A 23,190-nucleotide genomic window follows, 5' to 3' on the forward strand; every position below is an offset into this window, starting at 1 on the left:
GCTTATTATCAGCGCTTAATATGTCGAGCTGACGTTTCTAAAGAAGTTTTAAAAAAAATACTTAAAAACAAAAAAGAGGAATTTAAAAATTCCTCCTTTGTAATGTGTTGAAACTAATAACTATTATAATTTTATCCCTTTAAAACGAAAAGCTAAAATGTTTCCACCAGTGCTATTTATTATTTAGTTTAAATTAAGGAGTTGCGAATGTATAAAAAACCTCTAATAAATAGTTTTAAACTTGTACAGATTTGTAAAGAGTTATCAACAATTGCTTAACATTTGTTAATTTCTAATAAAAACTAAAAGAAGATTACAAAATTGATAAAAAAATAGGGGCTAAAGATTACATTTGCTTCATGCAATTAAAAGACTATACCAAAGAGTTTAAATACAATTGGAAGTTAGCTTCCCCAGTGATGCTTGGTATGTTGGGACATACATTTGTTAGCTTTGTAGACAACGTTATGGTAGGACAATTGGGAACTGCCGAACTTGCAGCTGTGTCTTTAGGCAATAGCTTTATGTTTATTGCTATGTCTTTAGGTATTGGTTTTTCTACAGCCATCACACCTTTAATAGCAGAGTATGATGCCGCAAAAGATTTTATAAAAGGAAAATCATCCTTTAAACATGGTTTATTTTTGTGTACTGTTTTAGGCGTATTACTATTTTTAATGGTGTTTTTTGCAAAACCACTTATGTATTTAATGAAACAACCTGTAGAGGTTGTTGAGTTAGCAATTCCGTACTTAGATTTAGTTGCTTTTTCTTTAATCCCTTTAATTATTTTTCAAGGCTTTAAACAGTTTAGTGATGGACTGTCTATGACTAAATACCCTATGTATTCAACTTTATTAGGGAATATTATAAATATAGTTTTAAACTATTTATTAATTTTTGGAAAGTTTGGGTTTCCAGAACTAGGTATTGTAGGGGCGGCTTATGGCACGCTGGCGTCTCGTATTATTATGGTTTGGTATTTATGGTTTTTACTTAAAGGAAATGAGAAATCGAAAGCATTTGTAACACATATTAAGTTTTTTGTTTTAGATAAATTAATGCTTAAAAAAATCATCAATTTAGGTGCTCCAAGTGCTATGCAAATGTTCTTTGAAGTCGCTATTTTTACTGCTGCTATATGGTTAAGTGGTTTGTTGGGTAAAAATCCGCAAGCAGCAAATCAAATAGCTCTTAATTTATCGTCTATGACGTTTATGGTGGTTATGGGGCTAAGTGTTGCTTCTATGATTCGTGTTGGTAACCAAAAAGGATTAAAAGCATATTCTGAATTGAGACGTATTGCATTTTCTTTGTTTTTAATGGGAGTTATGTTTTCCACTGGGTTTGCCTTGCTGTTCTTTTTATTTCACAATCAATTGCCTAAGTTGTATGTCGATTTTGATGATGCCAAGAACTTAATTGATAATACTGAAGTAGTAGCTATAGCATCAAAATTGCTAATTGCAGCAGCCATTTTTCAAATAAGTGATAGTATTCAAGTTTTAGTTTTAGGTGCTTTACGTGGTTTACAAGATGTTAAAATACCAACCATAATTACATTTGTGTCATATTGGTTAATTGGATTTCCTATAAGTTGGTTTTTAGGAAAAGAAAATACTTATGGTAGTTTTGGTATTTGGCTAGGTTTGCTTGCAGGTTTAACAACCGCAGCTATTTTATTGTATATTCGATTCAATTATTTAACTAAAAAAATGATTAAAGAAGACCTGTTAAAAATGAGCTAAAGTGTTTATATTTGATGGTGTTATAATGACAAACTAATAGTTAGCGAAACAATTAAAAGAAAGAATTTTTACAATTTATACTTCAATAGTTAATAAATTATAACTTTGCACCAGATGACTTAAGATCACTTTAGGCATTTATAACTTATAACTTAATTATGACACTCCCAAAATTTATACTTGGTGATAACACTGAATATCCAAATGCTATTTTTGTAATTCATACAGAATTCCCAAGATTTATTATTAATCTAGAGGATGATGACGTGGAATGGTTTGAAGATTTTGATTCTGAAGACCAAAAAGAACTGGAAAACGAAACAGAAAATGCCATAAAACTAGCCACTGAGTTTTACGACAATGAAATAAGCAAATACGAAGATTAATTTTAAGCTTTTTATATGATTGACCAACTTTTAAAATACGATACCGAATTGTTTTTGTTTTTAAACAATTTAGGTTCTGAGCCTTGGGATAATTTATGGTTAATAATAACTAACAAGTATACGTTTATTCCGTTTTATGCTGTATTGCTGTTCTTGCTGTACAAAAAATATGGACTAAAATCATTGCTTGTTTTTGTTGTGGTTGTGGCTTTAATGATCACATTTACAGATCAAATAACCAATGTTTTTAAACGAGGTTTTCAACGTCCGAGACCTTGTGGTGAAGCAAACTTAATAGACCAGATGCGTTTTATAGCCGTGCGTTGTGGGAAATATGGTTTTTTCTCTGGTCACTCATCAAACTCAATGGCAGCAGCCGTATTTGCTGGTTTAATGCTTAGGGCACATTATAAAAATCTGATCTTTATTTTATTATTTTGGAGTGTGGTAGTCGCATATAGCAGGATTTATGTGGGTGTTCATTATCCATTAGATATTATTTGCGGATTAACTTTTGGTGCCATTTCTGGATTCCTTTTTTACAAACTGGGTAACTATTCGTTAAAAAGATTTATCAAGGTTTAGTTTTGAATTTAGAAGTTTTACTAAAAAAATAAACCGCTTAAAATCAGTAACTACAGTGTATAAATATTTGTTTCCGATTATAGTAGGTTATTAATGGCGTTGTCCAGAAAACTCCATAGCTTCTCCTTTTCCAAAGCCATAACTAATGCCAAAGGTTACAAAACGACCGCGTTGCGAACTGTTGTACAAATAAAAGTCTGATTGAAAGGTCTCACTCTCATTAACACGTGATGCAAATACATCCCGAACGCTCATATTTAAAATCACTTTCCCTTTTAATATTTTTTTTCTAATACCCAAGTCTGCATACAAATTATCGGATGTTTCCCCTTGTAGACTTTTATACTTAGAAAAATAATCTCCAGATATTTCGAAATCGAAATCTAAAGGAAGTTTAAATTTTGATGCTAAACTTGTAGACCAACTATTTCCTTTAAAATCAAACGATTCTGTTTCAAAAACACCTTTTCTGCTAAAGAAATTAATATTAAAATCGCCATTTAAAGAAAACCAGTTGATAGGGTTGTATTTACCATTAAACTCCAGTCCAGTAGTATTACTAGTTCCTATATTTTCGGGTCGGGATATGTTTATGTTATCTTCAAAACTAATGGTTACGCGTTCTATAACATCGGTCGTATAACGGTGGTATAAACTAAAATTCAAAGAGGCTTTACCTATTTTTTGAATGCTGGTTAACTCATACGAATCGGTGTATTCTGGTAGTAAATCTGGATTACCTGTAGAAATACTAAAGTTATTACGAATATTAGAAAACGGATTTAAACTTCTTAATCCTGGTCTGTTTATTCTTTTAGAATAGCCTGCTTGTAAAGACATATTTTCATTAAGCTTGTAGGAGGTATGTATACTAGGAAACAGATTTGTATAATTAGTATTGTTCGTTTCATTCGTGTTTTTTAATATGGTATATAAGTCTGTATTTTCCATTCTTACACCCAGTTTTACACCCCATATATCACCTTCATAAGCACTGGTAACATAGAGCGCTAAAACTTTTTGGTCTAAATCGAAAACATTAGTCAAATCAGCATTATCAACCCAAACACCATTTGTAAAATCACTTACAGCAAAATCATTCGATACAATATTAATAGCATATTGAGACCCCGTTTCAATCGTGTATTTTTCTAGAAACGGATGGGTGTAATCTAATTTAAAAATGTAGTCTTCAAGTTTATAATCTGTTCGCGTTTCTTGCTGTGTATCGGTATCACTACCCGTGAGTATGGTATCTAAAAAATCTGAAGATTGGTCTTTACGAAAAGAACTTCCCAAAGCACTAAACAATAAGTCTTGATCTTCATGTCTTTTAAAATCCTTTTTATACTGTAATTCGTATCGCAATTTAGGGTTCGTTGCTTTTGTTATTTCATCACGTATCCAACTATCTGTTATTGAATTTGTAGCATCTATACTGTTGTAATTAGCTGTCGAGTTTTGGTCTTCAACCTCATACGCATAAGTTCCAGAAAGTGTAATAACATTGCTATCGTTTATATGATAATCTGTACCTATAAGAATATTGCTGAACTTTTCATTAAATTCACTTTCGCCAACACTATTTATAGTGATGTTGTTTATTAAATCACTATTTATAGATGTTGTTTCTCTCGGAAACGTTCTTTTACCAAACCCTATTTGACTAAATAAATTAAATTTTTCTGTACGTTTGTTAAGGCTTAAACCAAAACTATTACTATTTGGTACACCCACATTAAGACTAGCAGAGCCGTTTAATCCTTTTTTTTCAGATTTTTTAATAACAATGTTTATGATTCCTGAAGTTCCTTCGGCATCATATTTAGCAGATGGATTGGTAATAACTTCTATTTTCTCAATCATATCTGCAGTAATAGTACCCAGTGCATTGCCATCTGCATTTGTTAAAACAGAAGGTTTACCATTTATTAAAATTTGAACCCCTTGACTGCCCCGTAGGCTAACTTCGCCTTCTATATTAACATTTACCGATGGTACATTATTTAAAACTTCCAGAGCACTAGCGCCTGTCGAGCTTAAATCTGTGCCTACATTAAAAACACGTTTGTCCAGCTTAAATTCTGTTTGCGATTTTTCTGCACGAATTAAAATTTCATCTAAATCTTGTTCATCTTCAGATAAGGAGATTACTCCCAAATTTATTTTATTGTTAGAAATATTAAAGTCTTTAAATGTTTGAGTGGTAAACCCAATAAAACTAACCTCAATATAAAAATTAGTAGCATGAGTATCAATTATAAAGATACCGTTTGTATTAGTTACAGCACCTGTTATAGGTTTTTTGTCGTTGTTATTTAGTATGGATATCGTGGCATACTCAATAGGCTGTTTGCTATTGGTTTCTATAACCTTTCCCGTAATTTCTACTGTGATATTTTGGGACATAGTAGATTTCCAACCCATTAAAACAAGGCAAAAGAGAATAAGATGTAAATGTTTTGAATTCATAAAAGATAATCGCAAAAATAAATAACAAAGATACTGGCATGGATGCTAAAAACAGGATGTTTTAAATGTTAAAATAAACCCAAAATTTATTTGAGATTATCATTTTTTAATGGACTGAAACCATTTAAAATTTAAAAGGGAATCTATATTATTGATAGCTAAATAAGGATTACATTTGATGCTTCAAAATAGTATATGTCCAATCCAAACAAATTTTCTTTTATAAACCCTAAAAAGGTTCCTTTTTTTTATGGGTATGTGATTCTTTTTATAGGTAGTATTGGTGTTTTAGCGAGTACTCCAGGACAAACTATAGGTATTTCTGTTTTCACAGATCCTGTAAAGGATGCACTAGGGCTTACCAGAAACCAATTTAGCAATGCCTATATGATAGGAACATTTTTAAGTGCCTTATTAGTAGCAAAAGCAGGTGTTTGGTTTGATACTTATGGTGCCAGATATGTTGCTTTTTTTGCTACCTTACTTTTAGGGATATCGGTTTTAATATGCTCTGTTTCTGTTGAAATTAGTACGTATATAAAAGCCCTTTTTAATTTTGATTCCTGGTTCATTCCTTTTCTCTTAATAACCGTTCTGTTTTTCTTTGTGAGATTTAGTGGGCAAGGGGTTTTAACTATGGCATCTAGAAATATGATCATGATTTGGTTTAAAAAAAACAGGGGTAAAATAAATGCAATAAGCAGTATTACAGTATCTCTAGGTTTTTCTAGTGCGCCCATTTTTATAAATAAGCTTATTGATGATAATGGATGGCAAATGAGTTGGCAGATTATTGCCATTTGTCTGTTTATTTTTAGCCTGTGTGTGCTACAACTATATAGAAATAAACCAGAAAATTTTAATATGCTACCAGATGGGGAAACTAAAAAACATGATGTTATTAAGGTAGAAAGTATAGAAATAGATTTTACTTTAAAAGAAGCCAAAAATACCAGAGCATTTTGGATGTTTGGTTTGGCATTGGCTTTTAGTAGTTTTTTCTCAACAGGTTTTACGTTTCATGTGGTGTCTATTTTTGCAAGTCATGATTACTCAAAAACTCAGGCAATAGCCATTTTTATACCCATTTCAATTATTGCCATATCGGTATCTACTTTATGTAATATTTTGAGTGATTACGTGCAACACAAAGTGTATTTATACCTTATGTTACTTAGTGGTGTTTTAGCATCTTTAGGATTGATATTTCTATCAAATTCTATAGGCGTGTATCTCTTAATAATAGGATTGGGTGTGTATAGCGGTTTGTTTGCTGTTGTAAATGCGGTAACATGGCCCCGATTTTATGGAAGAAAGTATTTGGGATCTATAACAGGTAAAATTATGAGTTTTTTAGTGGTTGCGAGTGCCATAGCTCCTAGTTTGTTTAGTTATTCTTTTACAGGTTTAGGGTCTTACACTTATATTAGCTATATCACATTAGCCTTTTTATTGTTTCTAATTATTGGTTCTTTTAAGGTTAAAAATCCCCAATGATTGTTTGTAGTAACTTGAGTTCGATGTAAGGATCATAGATAAAAGTCAATAAAAAAACAACCTCATTTTCCTTACATCGAATTCAGGTTAGTATATAAAAATATCTTTTTAAAACCTGTTTACCCTTTTTTTTTAATTGTTCACCAAGAATAGCATACCATCTACCATATTAATTTTATCTAGGCGTTGTAAGCGTATATTTTTATTTCATAAAAAAGAAAAATTATAAATAATTTATTTATAAGGTTTAACCTTAAGCTTAATTAATTGGTATTTAGTTATATAGTTAAGGGTTTTAATTGATAGAATATGCGTGTTTTTTTATAGTTTTTAGATTAGCTTTTAGGTAGCTTTACTCTCACGAATTTAGAATGTGTTTATGGAAATTAGTAATAAAAAAGTACTCATAATAGAAGATGAGTTTTCTATTGCATTAGATATTAAAATTAGTTTAGAAAAACAGGGATATGTTATAGTAGGAATTGCGAATAATTATGATGAAGCAATAAGGTATGTGGAAGACGTTATACCAGATGTTGTTATTATGGATATTAATATTTCTGGAGAAAAAAATGGTATTGTAGCAGCAACAGATATTTATGATACGTATAACATCCCGATTGTTTTCTTAACGGCTTATGGTGATGATAATACATTTAAAGACGCTTTGCAGTCCAGACCCTTTGGATTTTTACTAAAACCCTTTAATATAAAGGAGTTGTCTTTTACAATTCAAATAGCATTACAAAAACATCTTGAAAATGAATCACTTAAAACAATAAAACCTAATAATAAAATATCGGAAACCTTATTTATTAAAGACAAATCGCAGTTTATAAGTGTTAAGACTAATGACATTTTATGGGTAAAAGCCATGGATAATTATACCCAAATTATTACTAAGGACAAAAAGGTTTTGGTAAATATGTTTTTAAAAGAGTTTTATGAAAAAGTACCACAGGATAAATTTTTAAGAATTCACAGATCATATATGGTGGCTTTAGACAAAATCGATAAAATAGAAAATAAATTTGTTTTTATTGAGGCGCATAAAATCCCAATAAGTAAAGCCTATAAAAGCCAATTGCTAGAACGATTAGATATTTTATAATATGAAGGAAAAATTATCTTTATTAAAGAGATTTGTAGCTCTCTTTTTTTTGTCTTTTTATGTTTCATTAACAGCGCAGACCGACAGTTTAGAACAAAAACTTGTTACAGCTCCCAAGGAAGAAAAGGTAGAAATATATAAGCAATTGGTTGAAAAACACATTAATATTAAAGTAGACAAAGCCATCGATTATGCGAAGCTTGGATTGGAACTTGTAAAAGCAGAAAACAGTATGAATACGGGGCTTTTTTATATGAAGCTTGGGTACTTACACAATAATAAATCCGAGCATATAAAAGCGTTATTTTATTATGAAAAAGCATTAGAAGTCGCAGAAGTTCTAAAAAATGAATTGAGAATAGCGAAGTGCTATCAAAATATTGGAGTCACTCATGTAAAAATGGGACATTATGACCTGGCACTTGATTATGATCTAAAAGCACTCAAGATTTACGAAAAGTTTGATGAAGAGGTTCTTATTACAACGCTAACAGGTAACATAGGCTCTTTGTATTCTTGCCGATTAGGAGACAATGAGAATGGTTTATTATATTATAGCAGGGCATTAGAATTATCGAAAAAAACAGGGAATGATGTGTTTAGATCTCATGTTTTAGGAGCCGTAGCCGAAATGTATATGAGACAAAAAGAGTTTACAAAAGCAGTAAATTCATTAGAAAAATCTATAGACCTTGCAGAAAAAGCAAACTATCCAAGAATTGTTTTATCTGGTTTAAAGAACCTATCTCAAATAAAAATAGAGGAAAAAAAATTTAAAGAAGCGTTAGCCCATTCAAAGAGAGCCTTGCAAATGTGTTTAGAATTAGGGTATACAGAAGACATTGCATCTATATATTTAGCTCTGGCAGACATATATGAAAAAATGGGTAATACTAAGGCGGCAGCATCACATTACAATCAAGCGTTGGCAGAGGCCTTAAAAACAAAAGCCTTACCTCAATTATCTAAAGTATATGGGGCACTTCATGAGTATGCTAATAGAAAAAGAGATTATAAGAAAAGTTACGAGTATGTATTAAAATATAACATGGCTAAAGATTCTTTATTTACTAAAGAAAAAGATAAACAACTAAAAGAAATCCAATCGAAATTTGATTTAGAGAGTAAAGAAAAAGAAATCCTATTACTAACTAACGAAAATAAAATTAAAACATTAGAAAATAAAAACCAACGTACAACACAAACCCAATTAATAATAGGGTTAGTAGCATTAACAATAATTCTATTAGCGTTATTTAATGACTATAAAACCAAACGAAAAAACAATAAAGTTCTAGCCGAAAAGAATAACGTAATATCTCAAACCTTAAAAGAGCGCGAAATTTTATTGAAAGAAGTGCACCATAGGGTTAAAAATAATTTACAAATTGTATCAAGTTTGTTAAGGCTCCAACATAAGTTTGGCAATCATAAAAGTGCTGAAGATATCTTACAGGAGGTACAGGATAAAATACAAGCTATGTCTATTATACACGAGAGATTATATAAATCTAGTGATTTGTCATTGATTAATTTGGAGACTTATCTTGATAATCTATTAACTTATTTTAATACGAGTTATGACCTTCCAGAACAAAGTATAACAATAATGACTGCTATAGATTTTATCGATCTTAATATGGATTATTTGGTGCCTTGCGGTTTAATTATTAATGAAATAATAGCTAATAGTATCAAACATGCATTTCAAGACGATACCAAAGGATATATTAGTATAGAAGCTATTAAAAATAAAGATAAATGTGTACTCACTATAGAAGATACAGGTATTGGTTTTCCAGAGGGGTTTAAAGTAGAAAATAGTCAGTCTTTAGGAATTCAACTCATACAGGGACTAACAAAACAAATTAAAGGTACTTTAGATATTACTTCTAATCCAGGTGCATGCTACACCATAACATTCAATATGGTTGGATAATTATGGAAAGCGTATTCTATTCACCTGTTATTTTAACATATTCACCATGTATGTGTAAAGGCTTACCATATTAATTATGAAAAACTATAATGGTTATTTAAATTCGTTCCAAAAATTAAACATAAAAGACATGCAAAGAATTATAAAATTACAAAATATAGGCCTCATATTATTTTCTGTGTTTTTTATGATGGGTTGTTCTGATGATGATACCACATATAAAGCCACAGATATTAACATAGAAGAGGCTAAGCTTTTAGATTTTCCATTAATGGGAATAAAACCTACAGGGATAGAAATAGTACAACCTGAGATTGTCGATAATAAAGAAGTCACTTATGGAGATATAAAAATTACGTTGCCTAGTACCATAACATCTTTAGAAAACATAGCTGCAGCAATCACCTCAAAAGAGCTCAATTTAAGTAAGTTTAGTGTTTCGCCAGGGAATACTGTAAACTTATCTTTTGAAGATGGTAAAGTACATGTATTTACCATTAGTGCTGCAACAGGAGATAAAGAAGCATTGCTACATTACAATGTTAGTATTATTAAGGAAGTATCGCCTGTTTCTGAGACATTAAAAATAACAGGTTTTACCTTCGAAAAAAGTAAAAATCCAAGTCTGCCAAACGATATTACAATTACAAAAATTGTTGAGGATGACGATGGGATAGATAAAATATACATTTTAGTGCCTTTAGGAACCGATTTTACAGATTTAGTACCAACGATTACTTATGATGGCGCAACGTTGTATTATTCTCAGGATCCGTCGACAACGGTGAATGTCTTATATCCATCAACAGCTACCAGTTTTGATTTTAAATATCCAAAGACTTTTGACTTAACGGTTGTAGACAAGAATGATGATAAGCAAAAAAAGACTTCAATAATTGTAGATGTTGTTAACCCTGTTAGAATCGAAACAGAATTAATTACAATTCCAGATGTAAAAAAAGGAGAAAGATTGTTATACTTTCCTGGTATAACAAAATGGATCAATCAAGGAAATCATAAAATTTATTATAATTATCGAAAAGGAACAACTTATGAAGATGAAGATCTAATTGTTATAGATAATACTTATTATTATAATATTTTTACCGTAGATAGAGATATACCTATTGATGGGTTAATACCTGGAGAAAGTGATAATGTTAATGTGCTGGTATGGCCTCTCTCAGAAGGAACCTATAAATCAACAGCCGTTTTTTATACCCAAATATACGAAAACAGTTTCGGTTATAATGATAGTTATGATTTATTTGAACCAGTAAAAGTAAAAGTAACTTCAAATATTATTAAATAATAAAGGGAACTTGTTGTTAGAGTTTAAGCTATTGTAAATCAAATTATTGTGATAGTTGTCGTAGTCGGAGAATCTTATTTATCCAAAAGTAAAAACATTAAAATATAAGAGATTCTTCAGTCGCAAGCTTCGTTTATATCTTCAAATAAAATATATTTTGTTTTCGATATTAATTATGAAAAACTATAACGGTTATTTAAATTCGTTCCAAAAATTAAACATAAAAGACATGCAAAGAGTTATAAAATTACAAAATATAGGCCTCATATTATTTTCTGTATTTTTTATGATGAGTTGTTCTGATGATGATAAAACCACATATAAAACCACAGATATTAACATAGAAGAGGCTAAGCTTTTAGATTTTCCATTAATAGGAATTGAACCTACAGGGATAGAAATAGTACAACCTGAGATTGTCAATAATAAAGAAGTCACTTATGGAGATATAAAAATTACGTTACCAAGTACCGTAACGTCTTTAGAAAATATATACATATCAATCACCTCGAGAGAACTTAATTTTAGTAAGTTTAGTGTTTTGCCAGAGAATATTGTAAACTTATCTTTTGAAGATGGTAAAGTACATGTATTTACCATTACTACTGCAACAGGAGATAAAGAAGCATTGCTACATTACAATGTTAGTATTATTAAGGAAGTACCGCCTGTTCCTGAGACATTAAAAATAACAGGTTTTACTTTCGAAAAAAGTAAAAATCCAAGCTTGCCAAACGATATTACGATTACAAAAACTATAGAAGAGGTTGGTAGGACAGATAAAATATACCTTTTTGTGCCTTTAGGAACCGATTTTACAGATTTAGTACCAACGATTACTTATGATGGAACAACGTTGTATTATTCTCAGAATCCGTTGACAACGGTGAATGTCTTATATCCATCAACAGCTACCAGTTTTGATTTTAAATATCCAAAGACTTTTGACTTAACGGTTGTAGACAGGAATGATGATAAGCAAAAAAGAACTACAATAATTGTAGATGTTGTTAACCCTGTTAGAATCGAAACAGAATCAATTACAACTCCAGATGTAAAAGAAGGAACATCGGTATACTTTACGGATGTAACAAAATGGATCAATCAAGGAAATCATAAAATTAATTATCAAAAAGCAACAACTTATGAAGATGTAGATCCAGCTGGAGGGATTACTTTTAAAGCTATTACTGTAGATAGAGACCTTTCTAGTGGCGGGTTAGTACCTGGAGAAAGTGCCAATGTAAATGTGCAAGTGTCGTCTTATTATTACCCAGAAGGCACCTATAAATCAACAGCCGTTTTTTATACTAGAATATACCATGATTATGATAGTGATGATTTATTTGAACCAGTAAAAGTAGCGGTAACTTCAAAAATCGTCAAATAATACATTTTTATATCCTATCCTGCAAGAAAGAGGTATTGAAAACATACGTGTTCGGAAGTTGAAAACCTTTCTAAAGTTTATGTTTTTAGCAAAATACCTTTTTTAAACTCCTTCCCCTTTTTAAGGGAAGGTGGCTTTGATTTTACTAAAAGAAATTAAAGTCGGAAGGGGTAAATAGCCTAATTTATACTGTTTTTTTGTCTTCTAAACGCTAGTGTTTTCAAAGCATAAGTTGTTTGGAAGTTGAGAACCTTTTGATATTGATGCTTTTTAACCCTCCTAATTTCGATAAAATCGAAATTGTCCTCACCTTTTTAAAACAAAGGGAGGATACAAGGATACAGGTTTCATTTATATTTTTAGTAAATAATCAGCAGCTGCAAAAGGAGTGGTTTGATTGGTTTCTATAAGTTGTAATTGATTTTCCAGTTCTTTTTTGATTTTCGGTGTGTTAAAAAAATCTGACTTTAACTGTTCTTCAATAGTTTGAATAAGCCAAAATTTATTCTGCTCATTTCGCTTCTCATAAAAGTAATTGTTTTTAGAAGTTATAGCTACATATTCTAAAATCAATTCCCAGATAGCATCAATACCTTCATTTTTAAGTGCACTACAAATCGTTACTTTGGGATGCCAGTTAAAAGATTTTTCTGGGTAGAGGTGAAGTGCTCTATTAAATTCTACTTTTGCAAGTTTAGCGCGTTTTAAATTATCACCATCTGCTTTATTAATAGCGATAGCATCAGCCATTTCTATAATGCCTCGTTTTATACCTTGAAGCTCATCACCAGCACCAGCTAATTTTAATAATAAAAAGAAATCTACCATGCTATGTACTGTAGTTTCACTTTGACCTACACCTACAGTTTCAATAATAATAACATCAAAACCAGCCGCTTCACATAAAATTATAGTTTCTCTGGTTTTTCTGGCTACACCTCCTAAAGAATCTCCAGAAGCAGACGGACGTATATAAGCATTAGCATCTTTTACTAAATCTTCCATTCGGGTTTTATCACCTAAAATGCTCCCTTTTGTAAGGGTGCTACTAGGGTCTATTGCTAAAATAGCGATACGCTTTCCTTTAGAAGTAAGATGCTTACCTAAGGTTTCTATAAAAGTACTTTTTCCAACGCCAGGAACCCCAGTAATACCAATACGAATAGATTTATTAGCATGTGGTAAACATGCTTTTATTATGGTATTTGCCTGTTCTAAATGTGTTAGGTTTTTACTTTCAACTAAAGTAATGGCTCTGCTTAAGGCCGTAATGTTTTTATTTAAAATGGATGCTACTAAAGCTTCTGTATTAATTTTAGATTTACGTTTCTCTTTAATAGTTTTAATCCTAGATAGATTAGTGATCTCAGAAACTGAAACACCTTTTCCTTCTTTAAGTGCAGATTTTTTTTCTTTTGCCACGAGTAAACAAATGTTTGTCTAATTTACTATTTTATTAGTCCGCGCCTTTGTTGTGGCAGGCTAATCCCGCTTTTTAGCGATATTTTTAGGTTTAATACCTCGAAGCTTGCTTCGGATCTTTAAAAAATATTTCCTATTTAAATGCCTTGTATGTTTGCAGCCGAGGTAGTTTACTTGATACATTGACTATTGCCATTGATGACTATTTATTTAAGCGGTACAGCAACTTTTACATCATCCCATGCCATAGTTAAAAATAAATTATCGGTAGAATTATCAAAAGCTATAGTAAATTGCTCAACTGTAGAAGATAATTTTTGTACAGGAACGTCAATACTTAAAACGTCATAGTTAGGATTCCACATAGGTTTCATTTCAGAATCCACACCCCAGGGATATTGCTTAGAATTAAATATAACAGTCCAAATAGTGTCTTTTGGTACGGTCCAAAGCGTATATTTACCTATAGGTAACTGTGCACCTTGTAATTCAAGGGTTTGGTTGGTTTCAAAAGTAGTCGCTTCGTTAGCTCCTGTTCTCCATACTTTATCAAAAGGAACTAAAGCACCAAAAATGGCTCTGTTTTTTTTTGAAGGTCTGTTGTAAAAGACTTCGAGTTTTAAATCATTAAGTTTAAATTCTATAGTATCTTTAGGACTCAAGCGTTTCGAAAATATATTTTCAACAAAATAAGAATATAAAAATAGCCCCAATGCTACTATAGATAAAAGAAATAATATACGCTTTAAAAAGGTATTCATATAGAAGTTTTTAATAGGAGATAAATATACTTTAAAAAGTAATGATTACGAATAAAGTAAACGCAGAATTTTTAAGTTTTCTTATTTTCTATGAAAAAAAAAGTATTTTTTGCAACATGTCTTTTTTTTTACCGTCTTTAAAACGAACTAACTAATAATCAAAAGTAGAATTAGATGTTTCAAGTTGACATTATTGAACAATGTAAACAAAACAATCGTAAAGCGCAATTACAGTTATACAACCAGTACTGTGACGGGATGTATATTGTTGCTAAACGATTTTTAAAAGATACAGCTGAAGCTGAAGATGTTGTACAAGAAGCTTTTATTAAAGCATTTGCTAAACTACATCAATATAAAGCAGAAGTTACTTTTGGAGCTTGGTTAAAACGTATTGTTATTAATAAAAGTATTGACTTTTTAAAATCTAAAAAACAAGAACTTGTTGAATTAGAAGAGGTGCACCTGAAAGTAGTTGATACAACACATGATGACAAATGGTTGGTAGACGATGCTATTACATTAAACGATGTAAAAAGTGCCATCAATAAATTACCAGATAAGTATCAGTATGTTGTGATGCTTTATTTAATTGAGGGGTACGATCATCAAGAAATTTCAGAGATTTTAAGTATTTCTGAAGTTGCATCAAGAACTCAATTATCAAGAGGTAAAAACAAATTACAAGAACTGTTAACACTTAAAAAAGATGGCACGAGATATTAGAGAGTTGTTTAAAGATGATAAAATAGCGCATGAAAAAATGCCAGAAAATCATCAAAAGAGATTTCTTGAAAAGTTAGATGAAGCGATGCCCATAGCAAATAAATCCAAATTTAATGGGATACGTATAGCTGCAAGTGTTGTATTGTTAATAGGTTTAGGGTTTGGTGCTTTTAAGTTTTTTCAACCAGAAGTAAAAGTAAACAAACCAACAGAGGTTGTAATAACAGAACCTGTTGAAACAAAAACTCTTGGAGATCTCTCTCCTGGTCTTAAAAAAGTGGAAGATTATTATTTAGCGAGTATTAATTTAGAATTATCTAAAATGAAATATACTCCAGAAACCAAAGATCTTTTTGATGGGTATTTGCTGCAATTAGATGAGCTTGATAAAGAGTACAAACGTTTATCGGCAGAATTAACCGAGTCTGGACCAAGTGAGTTAACAGTAAATGCATTGATTGATAATTTAAAGTTTCGTTTAAATCTTTTGTATCGTTTAAGAGCACAATTAAAAGAATTAAATACTTCGGATGCTATTGGAGAAGAAGTAAAATCATCAATTTAAAAATCAAAAAATGAACAAAACAATTATAAAAATAAGAGTATTAGCCTTATGCCTTTTTATTACAGGAGGTTTAATGGCACAAGAAAAATTAACAAAAGTATCACAATCTATTAAGGTAAATAAAGATGTTGTGATTGATCTAAGCACAAGCCATTGCAATATTGTATTTGATACATGGAATAAAGATGTTATCGAAATTGAAGCTTTTATTGAAGGGGATGGTTTAAGTAAGGAAGCGATAGAGAACGCTTTGAAAAATTGGGATGTAGATATTGATGCTTCGAATGCGGAAGTAGAAATTAGAACAAAAGGAGGGGGAGCAAATACCTGGGTTTACAGTTCAGGACATGGTGATAATGATGCTGTACATGCTATATTGGAAGAGTTAAAGTTTGAATTAGCAGACTTACCAGAAGTAGTACTTGAAGGGAGAGAACTTAACATAGGTTTTGAGATGCCAGAACTACCCGAAATGCCTGAATTACCAGAACTCCCAGAACTTCCAGAAATCCCCGAAGGAGTAGGTAAAGTCCATTTTGATTATAATGCCTATAAAAAAGATGGTGAAAAATATTTAGAAAAATATACACAAAATTTCGAATCGCAGTATGGTGAAGACTATGCTAAAAAAATGGAAGCATGGGGTGAAAAATTTGGTAAAGAATGGGAAGAGAAATACGGAAAGCAAATGGAGGAGTGGGCAGCAAAATTTGATGATAAATGGGAAGAAAAAAATGGAAAACGCATAGAAGCCTGGGGAGAACGTTTTGCAGAACAAATGGAAAGACATGAAGCAGAAAGAGAAAAACATGAGGCAGAAAGAGAAAAACACGAAGCGCAAAGAAGGAAACATGTAGAAGAAGCTAAGAGACTAAAAACTAAAAGAAAAGTTTTAATTGAAAAATTAGTGAATAAAGAATCTGATGCTAAGGTTAAAAAGACCATTAAAATTAAAATGCCTAAAAAGGCCAAGCTAAAGGTTAATGTTAGACATGGTGAAATAGAATTTGCTGCTAACGTTGATGATATAAAGGCAGAACTATCGCATACAAAATTTACAGCATTTAGCATTAATGGAAGTTCTACTTCTGTTAATGCTTCATATTCGCCTGTTTATGTAACGCATTGGAACTTAGGAGAACTAAATCTTCGGTATACGGAAGATGTTGAATTAGAGCATGTTAACCATCTGGTGTTAAACTCAAATTCATCCAATACCACTATAGGACATTTATCAGGAAGTGCTATAATTGATGGTAATATTGGTGATTTAAAAATTTTAGATATTGATGATGCTTTTATGAACTTAAATATGATTATTCAAAATAGTAATGCGGTTATCTCACTCCCTAAAATAGAGCATAATTTACAGTATAAAGGAAATCGTTCGCATGTAAGCCACCCCAAAGAAAAGTTTAACCATAATATTTCTAATTTTTCTACAGGTAGTTTGGTAAATGGAAAAAGTATTCTTGTTAATGCTAAGTATAGTAAGGTAACTATGCAGTAGTTTTACCAAATTATAACTCAATACCCCATATCATTTGTTCAGTTAACCAGCTCTTCTTTTAGAAATAGAAGTTCATGAATCTTCGAGTTCTATTTCGCTCATATTTCAATATAAAATAAAACTATAATTAACGAGAGTTAGACGTAAACTAAAACAGATAAATAATATTTATGTTATTAATGAATAGTGTTTTGTCATGTCTGTCGACAGAGTGAAGCATGAGTGACGAGACATCTCATAAAGATGAGATTCTTCCTCAAAAGCTACGCTTCATACCTTCAAACAAAATCTATTTTGTTTTCGATAGCGTATTGAATTTTCTATCTTATCTGAACAAAATATACTTCAAAATATTTATAGCTCATTTTAAATAATAATTGGTTTTACTTATAATTAAATTTTACTTATAGTTAAATTAAATTAATTACAAGCTTCATTATTTTTCACGACTGATCTTCCAGAAACTAAATTTTCTTCGTAAAGTAAACCCTAACTTTTTATATAGTTGTATAGGTCCCAAATTAGTTTGATCTACGTGTAAAAACGGAATTTTATTTTTTTTAAAGACGGTTTCTACTGTATGTGTAATAAGCTGTTTTGCATAGCCTTTGCCTGTATGTTCTGGATGTGTTACTACGGCACTAATTTCAATAAAATGAGTCGTTTGCATACGTTCGCCAGTTACAGCAACCAATTTTTTATCTTTATAAATACCATAATACTGTCCTAACTCATTTGTTTTTGATTTAAAAAACTCAGGATATACAAGCTTTACAAGCTCAATTAGGTCATTATAATGCGATGCTGTTAATTCGACAATGGTTTCAGTTATTGGGGTATTTATTTTGTTATATATAATCATTTGTAAACCTATATATTCTATAGGTGCTTTAAAATGTGCTGGCATTTTAGGTTTCTCGCCAACAATAAAGAAGTCTTTAACTAATTTGGCATACTTTTCTATAGCCACACTCGTATCTTCATTATTTATAAAAGCTCCGAAAGGCGCATAATCGGGATGAAAAAATTTGACATTCCCATAATCTATAGCTTCATTAAAATGACTATCGATTAAGGAGAACCAAACGGGATTATCCAGAGCATCTTCAGGTGGTAGTGTCATTATTTACAAATATGTTGTTTTATCTTATTTATAATCTCTTCGCTCGAAGTTGTATAATCAAACCAGTGTGTTTCCTCATTCTTTTTAAACCAAGTAAGCTGACGTTTTGCAAAACGACGTGTATTCTTCTTTATTTCTGAAATAGCAAAATCTAGAACCCATTCATCATTTAAAAAATTAAATAATTCTTTATAACCAACCGTATTTAAGGCGTTTAAATTTTTATAAGGTACTAAGTGTTTAACTTCATCTAATAAACCTTCTTGCAGCATCATATCAACACGTTTGTTAATGCGGTTGTATATGGTTTCTCTTTCGGCAGTCAGTCCTATGGTAATGGTTTTAAAAGGGCGTGTTATATTTCCTTTTTTTAGAAATGATGAATACGGTTTCCCAGTGCCAATACAAATTTCCAGAGCACGGATAACACGATGTGGATTATCTATAGCAATTGTGTTATAAGCGACTGCATCCAACTGCTCTAGTTGTTCTTGTAAATGAGAAAGTCCTTTGGTTTCTAAGTCATTATTAAGCGTTTCCCGTATGCTGTTTTTAACTTCAGGAAAATCATCTAACCCTTTATTAACGGCATCCACATAGAGTCCAGATCCTCCAACCATGATAACTATATCATGAGTTTTAAAAAGGGTATTTAGAGTACTAATAGCCTCTTTTTCAAAGGCACCAACATTGTAATGGTCTTTTATAGATTTATGATGTATAAAATGATGCTTCGCTGCAGCTAATTCTTCTGGTGTTGGAGCTGCAGTGCCTATTTGCATTTCTTTAAAAAACTGACGTGAATCTGCAGATAGTATGTCTGTATTAAAATGATTAGCCAATTTGATGCTTAAAGCAGTTTTACCAATGGCAGTAGGGCCAACTATAGAGATTAGATATTTGTTTTTTGAGTTGATGTGTTTAAGTATTTATTTGTTGGAACAAATTTAATGAGAAAATACAAGAATATAACTAGGACTGCAAACTAAACCCTGAGCAATAAACGATAATTAAGACACGAATGGCACAAATTTATACGAATAGAATTTCAATGTGGTTGAGATATCTATGTCTAACATAAACATGAATCAGACTTTTCAGTCTGTCTTAGGTTCTTATAGGTTTTAAATCTGCCATGGCTGTGGCTTGGTAAACCTGTAGGTAGGGATAGTTCGTTTTAAGAAATTCTTTGTTTTACTAAACCTAGATATTTATAGATATAGTAGGGTTTTTCAAGAAAAACTAAGGTTTTTCCTTATAAAAAAAAGGTTTTTCCCTTACTAATCCTAAGGGAAACCTTAGCTTTTTTCTTGCAAATGTTTTAGAACTTTACAGGCACATTACAAACCATAAATTAATGCCCTTATGAATACTCGATTTTTAACACTTACGTTTCTTTTGCCAGCTTTTAAAATGGCAATAACTCAAGGATTACCAACTGTAACTCCATCCTCACCAAGAGCAGCCTCTTTCCATATATATGGTGATATACCCTGTATCTCATAATACAGGTGTGCCCGATATTTCCATACCTCTTTATACCATAAACTCAAGAGGTAAACAGTTCTTATTAATCTATCGCAGGATAAGAAAAGAAGGGCGAAAAATAAAGAAATTGTTGTAGAGAAATTTATTAACTATACGAAGTGGATTCGATAATTTTAAATTAAAAAAAATAATGATTAAAATAGCAAAAAAAATTACAAGTATTTTATTTTGTGTTACCTTATCTCAATTTAGTCTAGCTCAAACAGAGAATATTTTCCCACCATCTCCCGAAGCCAGTGCACTGGCAGAATATGCTAAAATACCAGTAAGCCTTCCTACAGGGGTTGCTAATATAAATTTACCATTAATGGAATTGAAAGGTAAAGACATGAACATACCTGTCTCATTAAGTTACCATTCTGCGGGAAATAAAGTAAATGAAATGTCGAGTTCTGTTGGTTTGGGTTGGACTTTGAATGCTGGAGGTGTAATAACAAGAGTGGTACGTGGTAGGGCTGATGAAACTAATGGTTATCTAGTAGGGGCGGGGGCAATTCTTCAGAATGATTTTAATACTATTCCTATTCACCATTTTATGCTATATGATAGTGATTCCGAACCAGATATCTATTATTTCAATTTTTTAGGTCATACTGGTAGGTTTGTTTTGGGGTACCAAGGTGATGTTATTATGACACCTGAACAGGACTATAAAATAATACCTCCCTTTGGCCCTAAGAGCGTAGTGGGTGAAAACTATTGGACTGTTTATGATAAAAGTGGTAATATATATAAATTTGGTGTAACTGAAAATGAACAAGAAGTAACTAATAATTCTACAACGGGTAGTCTTAGTGATCAAAATTATAGATCGGCTTGGTATCTTTCTTCTATAGTAACGGCGAAAGGTGAACAATTTGATTTTGAGTATAAGCAAGGGGCTAATTATACCTTTAGAAATGTTACAGAAGCGTATACATATGCTTATTGCTCTTCGACTTCTACTTCTAATAGGTATAGAATCGTGGAACATATAACAGGAGTTATAAAGCCTCTAACATTAAAAAAAATTAGTTCAAGGTTTGGGAGTATTGAAATTACAAGTGAAGCAGACCGGGAAGATTTAACAAAATCAAACCGTATTACAAAATTACAGTTGTTAGATCATAACGAAACTTTAATAAAAACCGTTGAGCTAGATAATAATGCTTATTTTATTTCCAAAGAAGATTGCGCGAGTGATGAGTGCAAACGTTTAAAGTTATTGGGAGTAGATGAGATATCCCGCTCTGGAGATAGAATAAGAAAGTATGAGTTTGAGTACAATACTACACCATTACCTAAAAGAAACTCTCCAGAAGTTGATCATTGGGGTTATTATAATGGTAATGGCGAAACCAGTTTAATTACAAGAGACCAAACTTCTACTTTAAGTGTTTATAGTACTCATAAAGAAAATAAAACTCCTAATGAGTTATATACGAAAGCTGGTATTTTAGAAAAAATAACCTATCAAACAGGAGGCTATACAAAATTTATTTATGGTTTAAATGAGTTTAGAGCAGGAATGAATAATTACCAAGGTGGAGGATTACGTATTGAGTCAATAGAAAACTATGAAAACGCAAACACCCCACCTATAATAACAAATTATAAATATACAAGAGAAGGAAGTTTAACAGAAAGTTCAGGTACAACGTATGGTTTTCCTGAATATTTAGATGCATATTTCCACCAAGAGGTGACAGTTAATAATAATCCTTACTATGTTTCAGATCTTTCATGCTATGGTTATAGAGTCTATTCATCATCTATGAATGAAATTTTTGATTTAAACGGAGCAAATGTTACATATGGAGAGGCGATTATAGAATATATGGACGGTAGTAAGCAAATAAATAAATACACTGATTTACTTACAAATGGTGACGAATATTCGGATAGAATTTTTTTTAGAAACATTTACACTGGTTATTTTGATTATTCTATAGTAAATGATTTTGAACTTCACTCTTATACTCCCCTTACACCTAATGTCGATCTTGATTCTGGTAACTGGTTTAGTCAAAATACCAATCCTACCGATATTAATACTTACTTTAGTGCTTATCAAAATAATTCAGGATCTCCTTATGCAGAAGGATTCACCATTCCAAAATTAAGAAATTCATATCAAAGAGGCCTCCTTTTGGAAAGAAAGGAAAAAAACGCTGATGGAAAGGTGGTGCATCAAATAAATAATGAATATGAAGTTGATAGTACAAACCTTAAAACGACTAGTGCGTATGTCTTTTCTTTAAAGGCGGTGGAATGGGATGTTTATGGCGCCGTTAGTCCTACCTCCTTTAAATATGATGAAATATTAACCTATAAGGCTAATAGGTATTTAGAAACAAATAAGAGTTATAGATTAAAGCAGTCAAAAGAGGCAACATTTGAAACATTTAGCCTTTACCAGACTGATGAGAAAATTGAAGTAATAACTGATTATACATACTCTACAATTAAACCTACGCTTGTAAAAGAGCAAACAACAACACATAGTAATCAGGATGTAAAAAAGATTAGCTATACATATCCATTTGACCCAAGTATGCCATTTTTTGATGAATTTACAGCTAGAAATCAGATAAATAGTTATTTAGAAAAAACAGAATATTTAAATGATGTAAAACTAAGTAAAGAAGAACATCTTTATGATGATAAAGATCCTATTGGAGGAGGATTAACGATGCTTTTTCCAACACAAACTAATTATCAAAAGAAAAACTCGAGTAGTTATAATGGAGTTGTAATAGACCACTATGATTCTAACGGAAATATTATAGAGTACCATAATAATGATAATGTACCAATAAGCATATTATGGGGGTATGGAAACCGATATCCAATTGCAAAAATTGTAAATGCAACTTATGCAGAGGTATCTAATTATGTTGGAGATTTACAAGCTTTAAGAGATGGTTTTCCCAATGCCATGGTTACTACTTACTCCTACGCCCCTTTAATAGGTGTCACTAGTATTACAGACCCCAAGGGCTACACTACGTATTATGAGTACGACGATTTTAACAGGTTAAAACAGGTAAAAGATGCAGATGGAAAGATACTATCTCATAACGAGTACCATTATAAAAGCCAGCAATAACCTATCC

Annotated in this window: 17 protein-coding genes; 12 read left to right on the forward strand and 5 right to left on the reverse strand. The window is 31.3% G+C overall.

Annotated features, from left to right (window positions below; all coding sequences use genetic code 11):
• Nucleotides 1–359 precede the first annotated feature (359 nt).
• From Q4Q40_RS12420 to Q4Q40_RS12430, 3 genes are all read left to right on the forward strand, one after another.
• Entirely contained in the window at nucleotides 360–1,748 is a 1,389-nt protein-coding gene (locus tag Q4Q40_RS12420) for an MATE family efflux transporter (protein ID WP_303302161.1), read from the forward strand.
• Nucleotides 1,749–1,906: 158 nt separating this feature from the next.
• Nucleotides 1,907–2,134, forward strand: coding sequence for a DUF8828 family protein (locus Q4Q40_RS12425; protein ID WP_303302163.1), 228 nt, complete (start codon nucleotides 1,907–1,909; stop codon nucleotides 2,132–2,134).
• 15 nt (nucleotides 2,135–2,149) lie between these two features.
• Entirely contained in the window at nucleotides 2,150–2,719 is a 570-nt protein-coding gene (locus Q4Q40_RS12430) for a phosphatase PAP2 family protein (protein ID WP_303302165.1), read from the forward strand.
• Nucleotides 2,720–2,809: 90 nt separating this feature from the next.
• On the opposite strand, the gene Q4Q40_RS12435 is transcribed toward Q4Q40_RS12430, so the two are convergent.
• Nucleotides 2,810–5,128 (reverse strand): TonB-dependent receptor, encoded by a 2,319-nt coding sequence (locus tag Q4Q40_RS12435; protein WP_303302166.1) that lies wholly within the window; start codon nucleotides 5,126–5,128, stop codon nucleotides 2,810–2,812.
• 258 nt (nucleotides 5,129–5,386) lie between these two features.
• On the opposite strand from Q4Q40_RS12435, the gene Q4Q40_RS12440 reads away from it, so the two are divergent.
• The 5 genes from Q4Q40_RS12440 to Q4Q40_RS12460 all read left to right on the forward strand — a co-directional run bounded on the left by Q4Q40_RS12440 (nucleotide 5,387) and on the right by Q4Q40_RS12460 (nucleotide 12,440).
• Nucleotides 5,387–6,688 carry an MFS transporter gene (locus Q4Q40_RS12440; protein WP_303302167.1) on the forward strand — a complete coding sequence of 434 codons (1,302 nt, stop codon included), beginning with the start codon at nucleotides 5,387–5,389 and terminating at the stop codon, nucleotides 6,686–6,688.
• Nucleotides 6,689–7,067: 379 nt separating this feature from the next.
• Nucleotides 7,068–7,799 (forward strand): LytR/AlgR family response regulator transcription factor, encoded by a 732-nt coding sequence (locus Q4Q40_RS12445; RefSeq protein WP_303302169.1) that lies wholly within the window; start codon nucleotides 7,068–7,070, stop codon nucleotides 7,797–7,799.
• Between the two features lies 1 nt (nucleotide 7,800).
• Nucleotides 7,801–9,738, forward strand: coding sequence for a tetratricopeptide repeat-containing sensor histidine kinase (locus tag Q4Q40_RS12450; RefSeq protein ID WP_303302170.1), 1,938 nt, complete (start codon nucleotides 7,801–7,803; stop codon nucleotides 9,736–9,738).
• Nucleotides 9,739–9,868: 130 nt separating this feature from the next.
• Entirely contained in the window at nucleotides 9,869–11,050 is a 1,182-nt protein-coding gene (locus Q4Q40_RS12455; protein WP_303302171.1) for a hypothetical protein, read from the forward strand.
• Between the two features lie 229 nt (nucleotides 11,051–11,279).
• Entirely contained in the window at nucleotides 11,280–12,440 is a 1,161-nt protein-coding gene (locus Q4Q40_RS12460; RefSeq protein ID WP_303302172.1) for a hypothetical protein, read from the forward strand.
• A 351-nt stretch (nucleotides 12,441–12,791) separates the two neighbouring features.
• On the opposite strand, the gene meaB is transcribed toward Q4Q40_RS12460, so the two are convergent.
• Together meaB and Q4Q40_RS12470 are read right to left on the reverse strand one after the other, a co-directional pair.
• Nucleotides 12,792–13,862: a methylmalonyl Co-A mutase-associated GTPase MeaB gene (gene meaB, locus Q4Q40_RS12465; RefSeq protein WP_303302173.1), complete on the reverse strand. Its 1,071-nt coding sequence runs from the start codon at nucleotides 13,860–13,862 to the stop codon at nucleotides 12,792–12,794.
• A 206-nt stretch (nucleotides 13,863–14,068) separates the two neighbouring features.
• The gene (locus Q4Q40_RS12470; RefSeq protein WP_303302174.1) at nucleotides 14,069–14,623 is read right to left on the reverse strand and encodes a DUF2911 domain-containing protein; all 555 of its coding nucleotides are present in this window, start codon (nucleotides 14,621–14,623) and stop codon (nucleotides 14,069–14,071) included.
• A 174-nt stretch (nucleotides 14,624–14,797) separates the two neighbouring features.
• On the opposite strand from Q4Q40_RS12470, the gene Q4Q40_RS12475 reads away from it, so the two are divergent.
• Genes Q4Q40_RS12475 through Q4Q40_RS12485 form a run of 3 tightly spaced genes read left to right on the forward strand, consistent with a single transcriptional unit; the run spans nucleotide 14,798 to nucleotide 17,424 of the window.
• Nucleotides 14,798–15,349, forward strand: coding sequence for an RNA polymerase sigma factor (locus Q4Q40_RS12475; protein WP_303302175.1), 552 nt, complete (start codon nucleotides 14,798–14,800; stop codon nucleotides 15,347–15,349).
• Nucleotides 15,333–15,914, forward strand: coding sequence for a hypothetical protein (locus Q4Q40_RS12480; protein ID WP_303302176.1), 582 nt, complete (start codon nucleotides 15,333–15,335; stop codon nucleotides 15,912–15,914). Before Q4Q40_RS12475 ends, Q4Q40_RS12480 begins: the two co-directional genes overlap by 17 nt.
• Nucleotides 15,915–15,924: 10 nt before the next feature.
• Complete coding sequence (locus Q4Q40_RS12485) at nucleotides 15,925–17,424, forward strand: hypothetical protein (protein ID WP_303302177.1); 1,500 nt, start codon at nucleotides 15,925–15,927, stop codon at nucleotides 17,422–17,424.
• A 436-nt stretch (nucleotides 17,425–17,860) separates the two neighbouring features.
• Here the strand turns inward: Q4Q40_RS12485 and Q4Q40_RS12490 are convergent, their stop codons facing one another.
• Complete coding sequence (locus Q4Q40_RS12490; RefSeq protein ID WP_303302178.1) at nucleotides 17,861–18,547, reverse strand: GNAT family N-acetyltransferase; 687 nt, start codon at nucleotides 18,545–18,547, stop codon at nucleotides 17,861–17,863.
• Entirely contained in the window at nucleotides 18,547–19,464 is a 918-nt protein-coding gene (gene miaA, locus Q4Q40_RS12495; protein ID WP_303302490.1) for a tRNA (adenosine(37)-N6)-dimethylallyltransferase MiaA, read from the reverse strand. Before miaA ends, Q4Q40_RS12490 begins: the two co-directional genes overlap by 1 nt.
• A gap of 761 nt (nucleotides 19,465–20,225) precedes the next feature.
• Between miaA and Q4Q40_RS12500 the strand changes: the two genes are divergently transcribed.
• A complete protein-coding gene (locus Q4Q40_RS12500) occupies nucleotides 20,226–23,183 on the forward strand; it encodes a SpvB/TcaC N-terminal domain-containing protein (protein ID WP_303302179.1) in 2,958 nt (985 codons plus the stop codon).
• The last annotated feature ends 7 nt before the right edge of the window (nucleotides 23,184–23,190 follow it).

The sequence above is a fragment of the Flavivirga jejuensis genome, assembly GCF_030540765.1.
GTDB classification, from domain to species: domain Bacteria; phylum Bacteroidota; class Bacteroidia; order Flavobacteriales; family Flavobacteriaceae; genus Flavivirga; species Flavivirga jejuensis.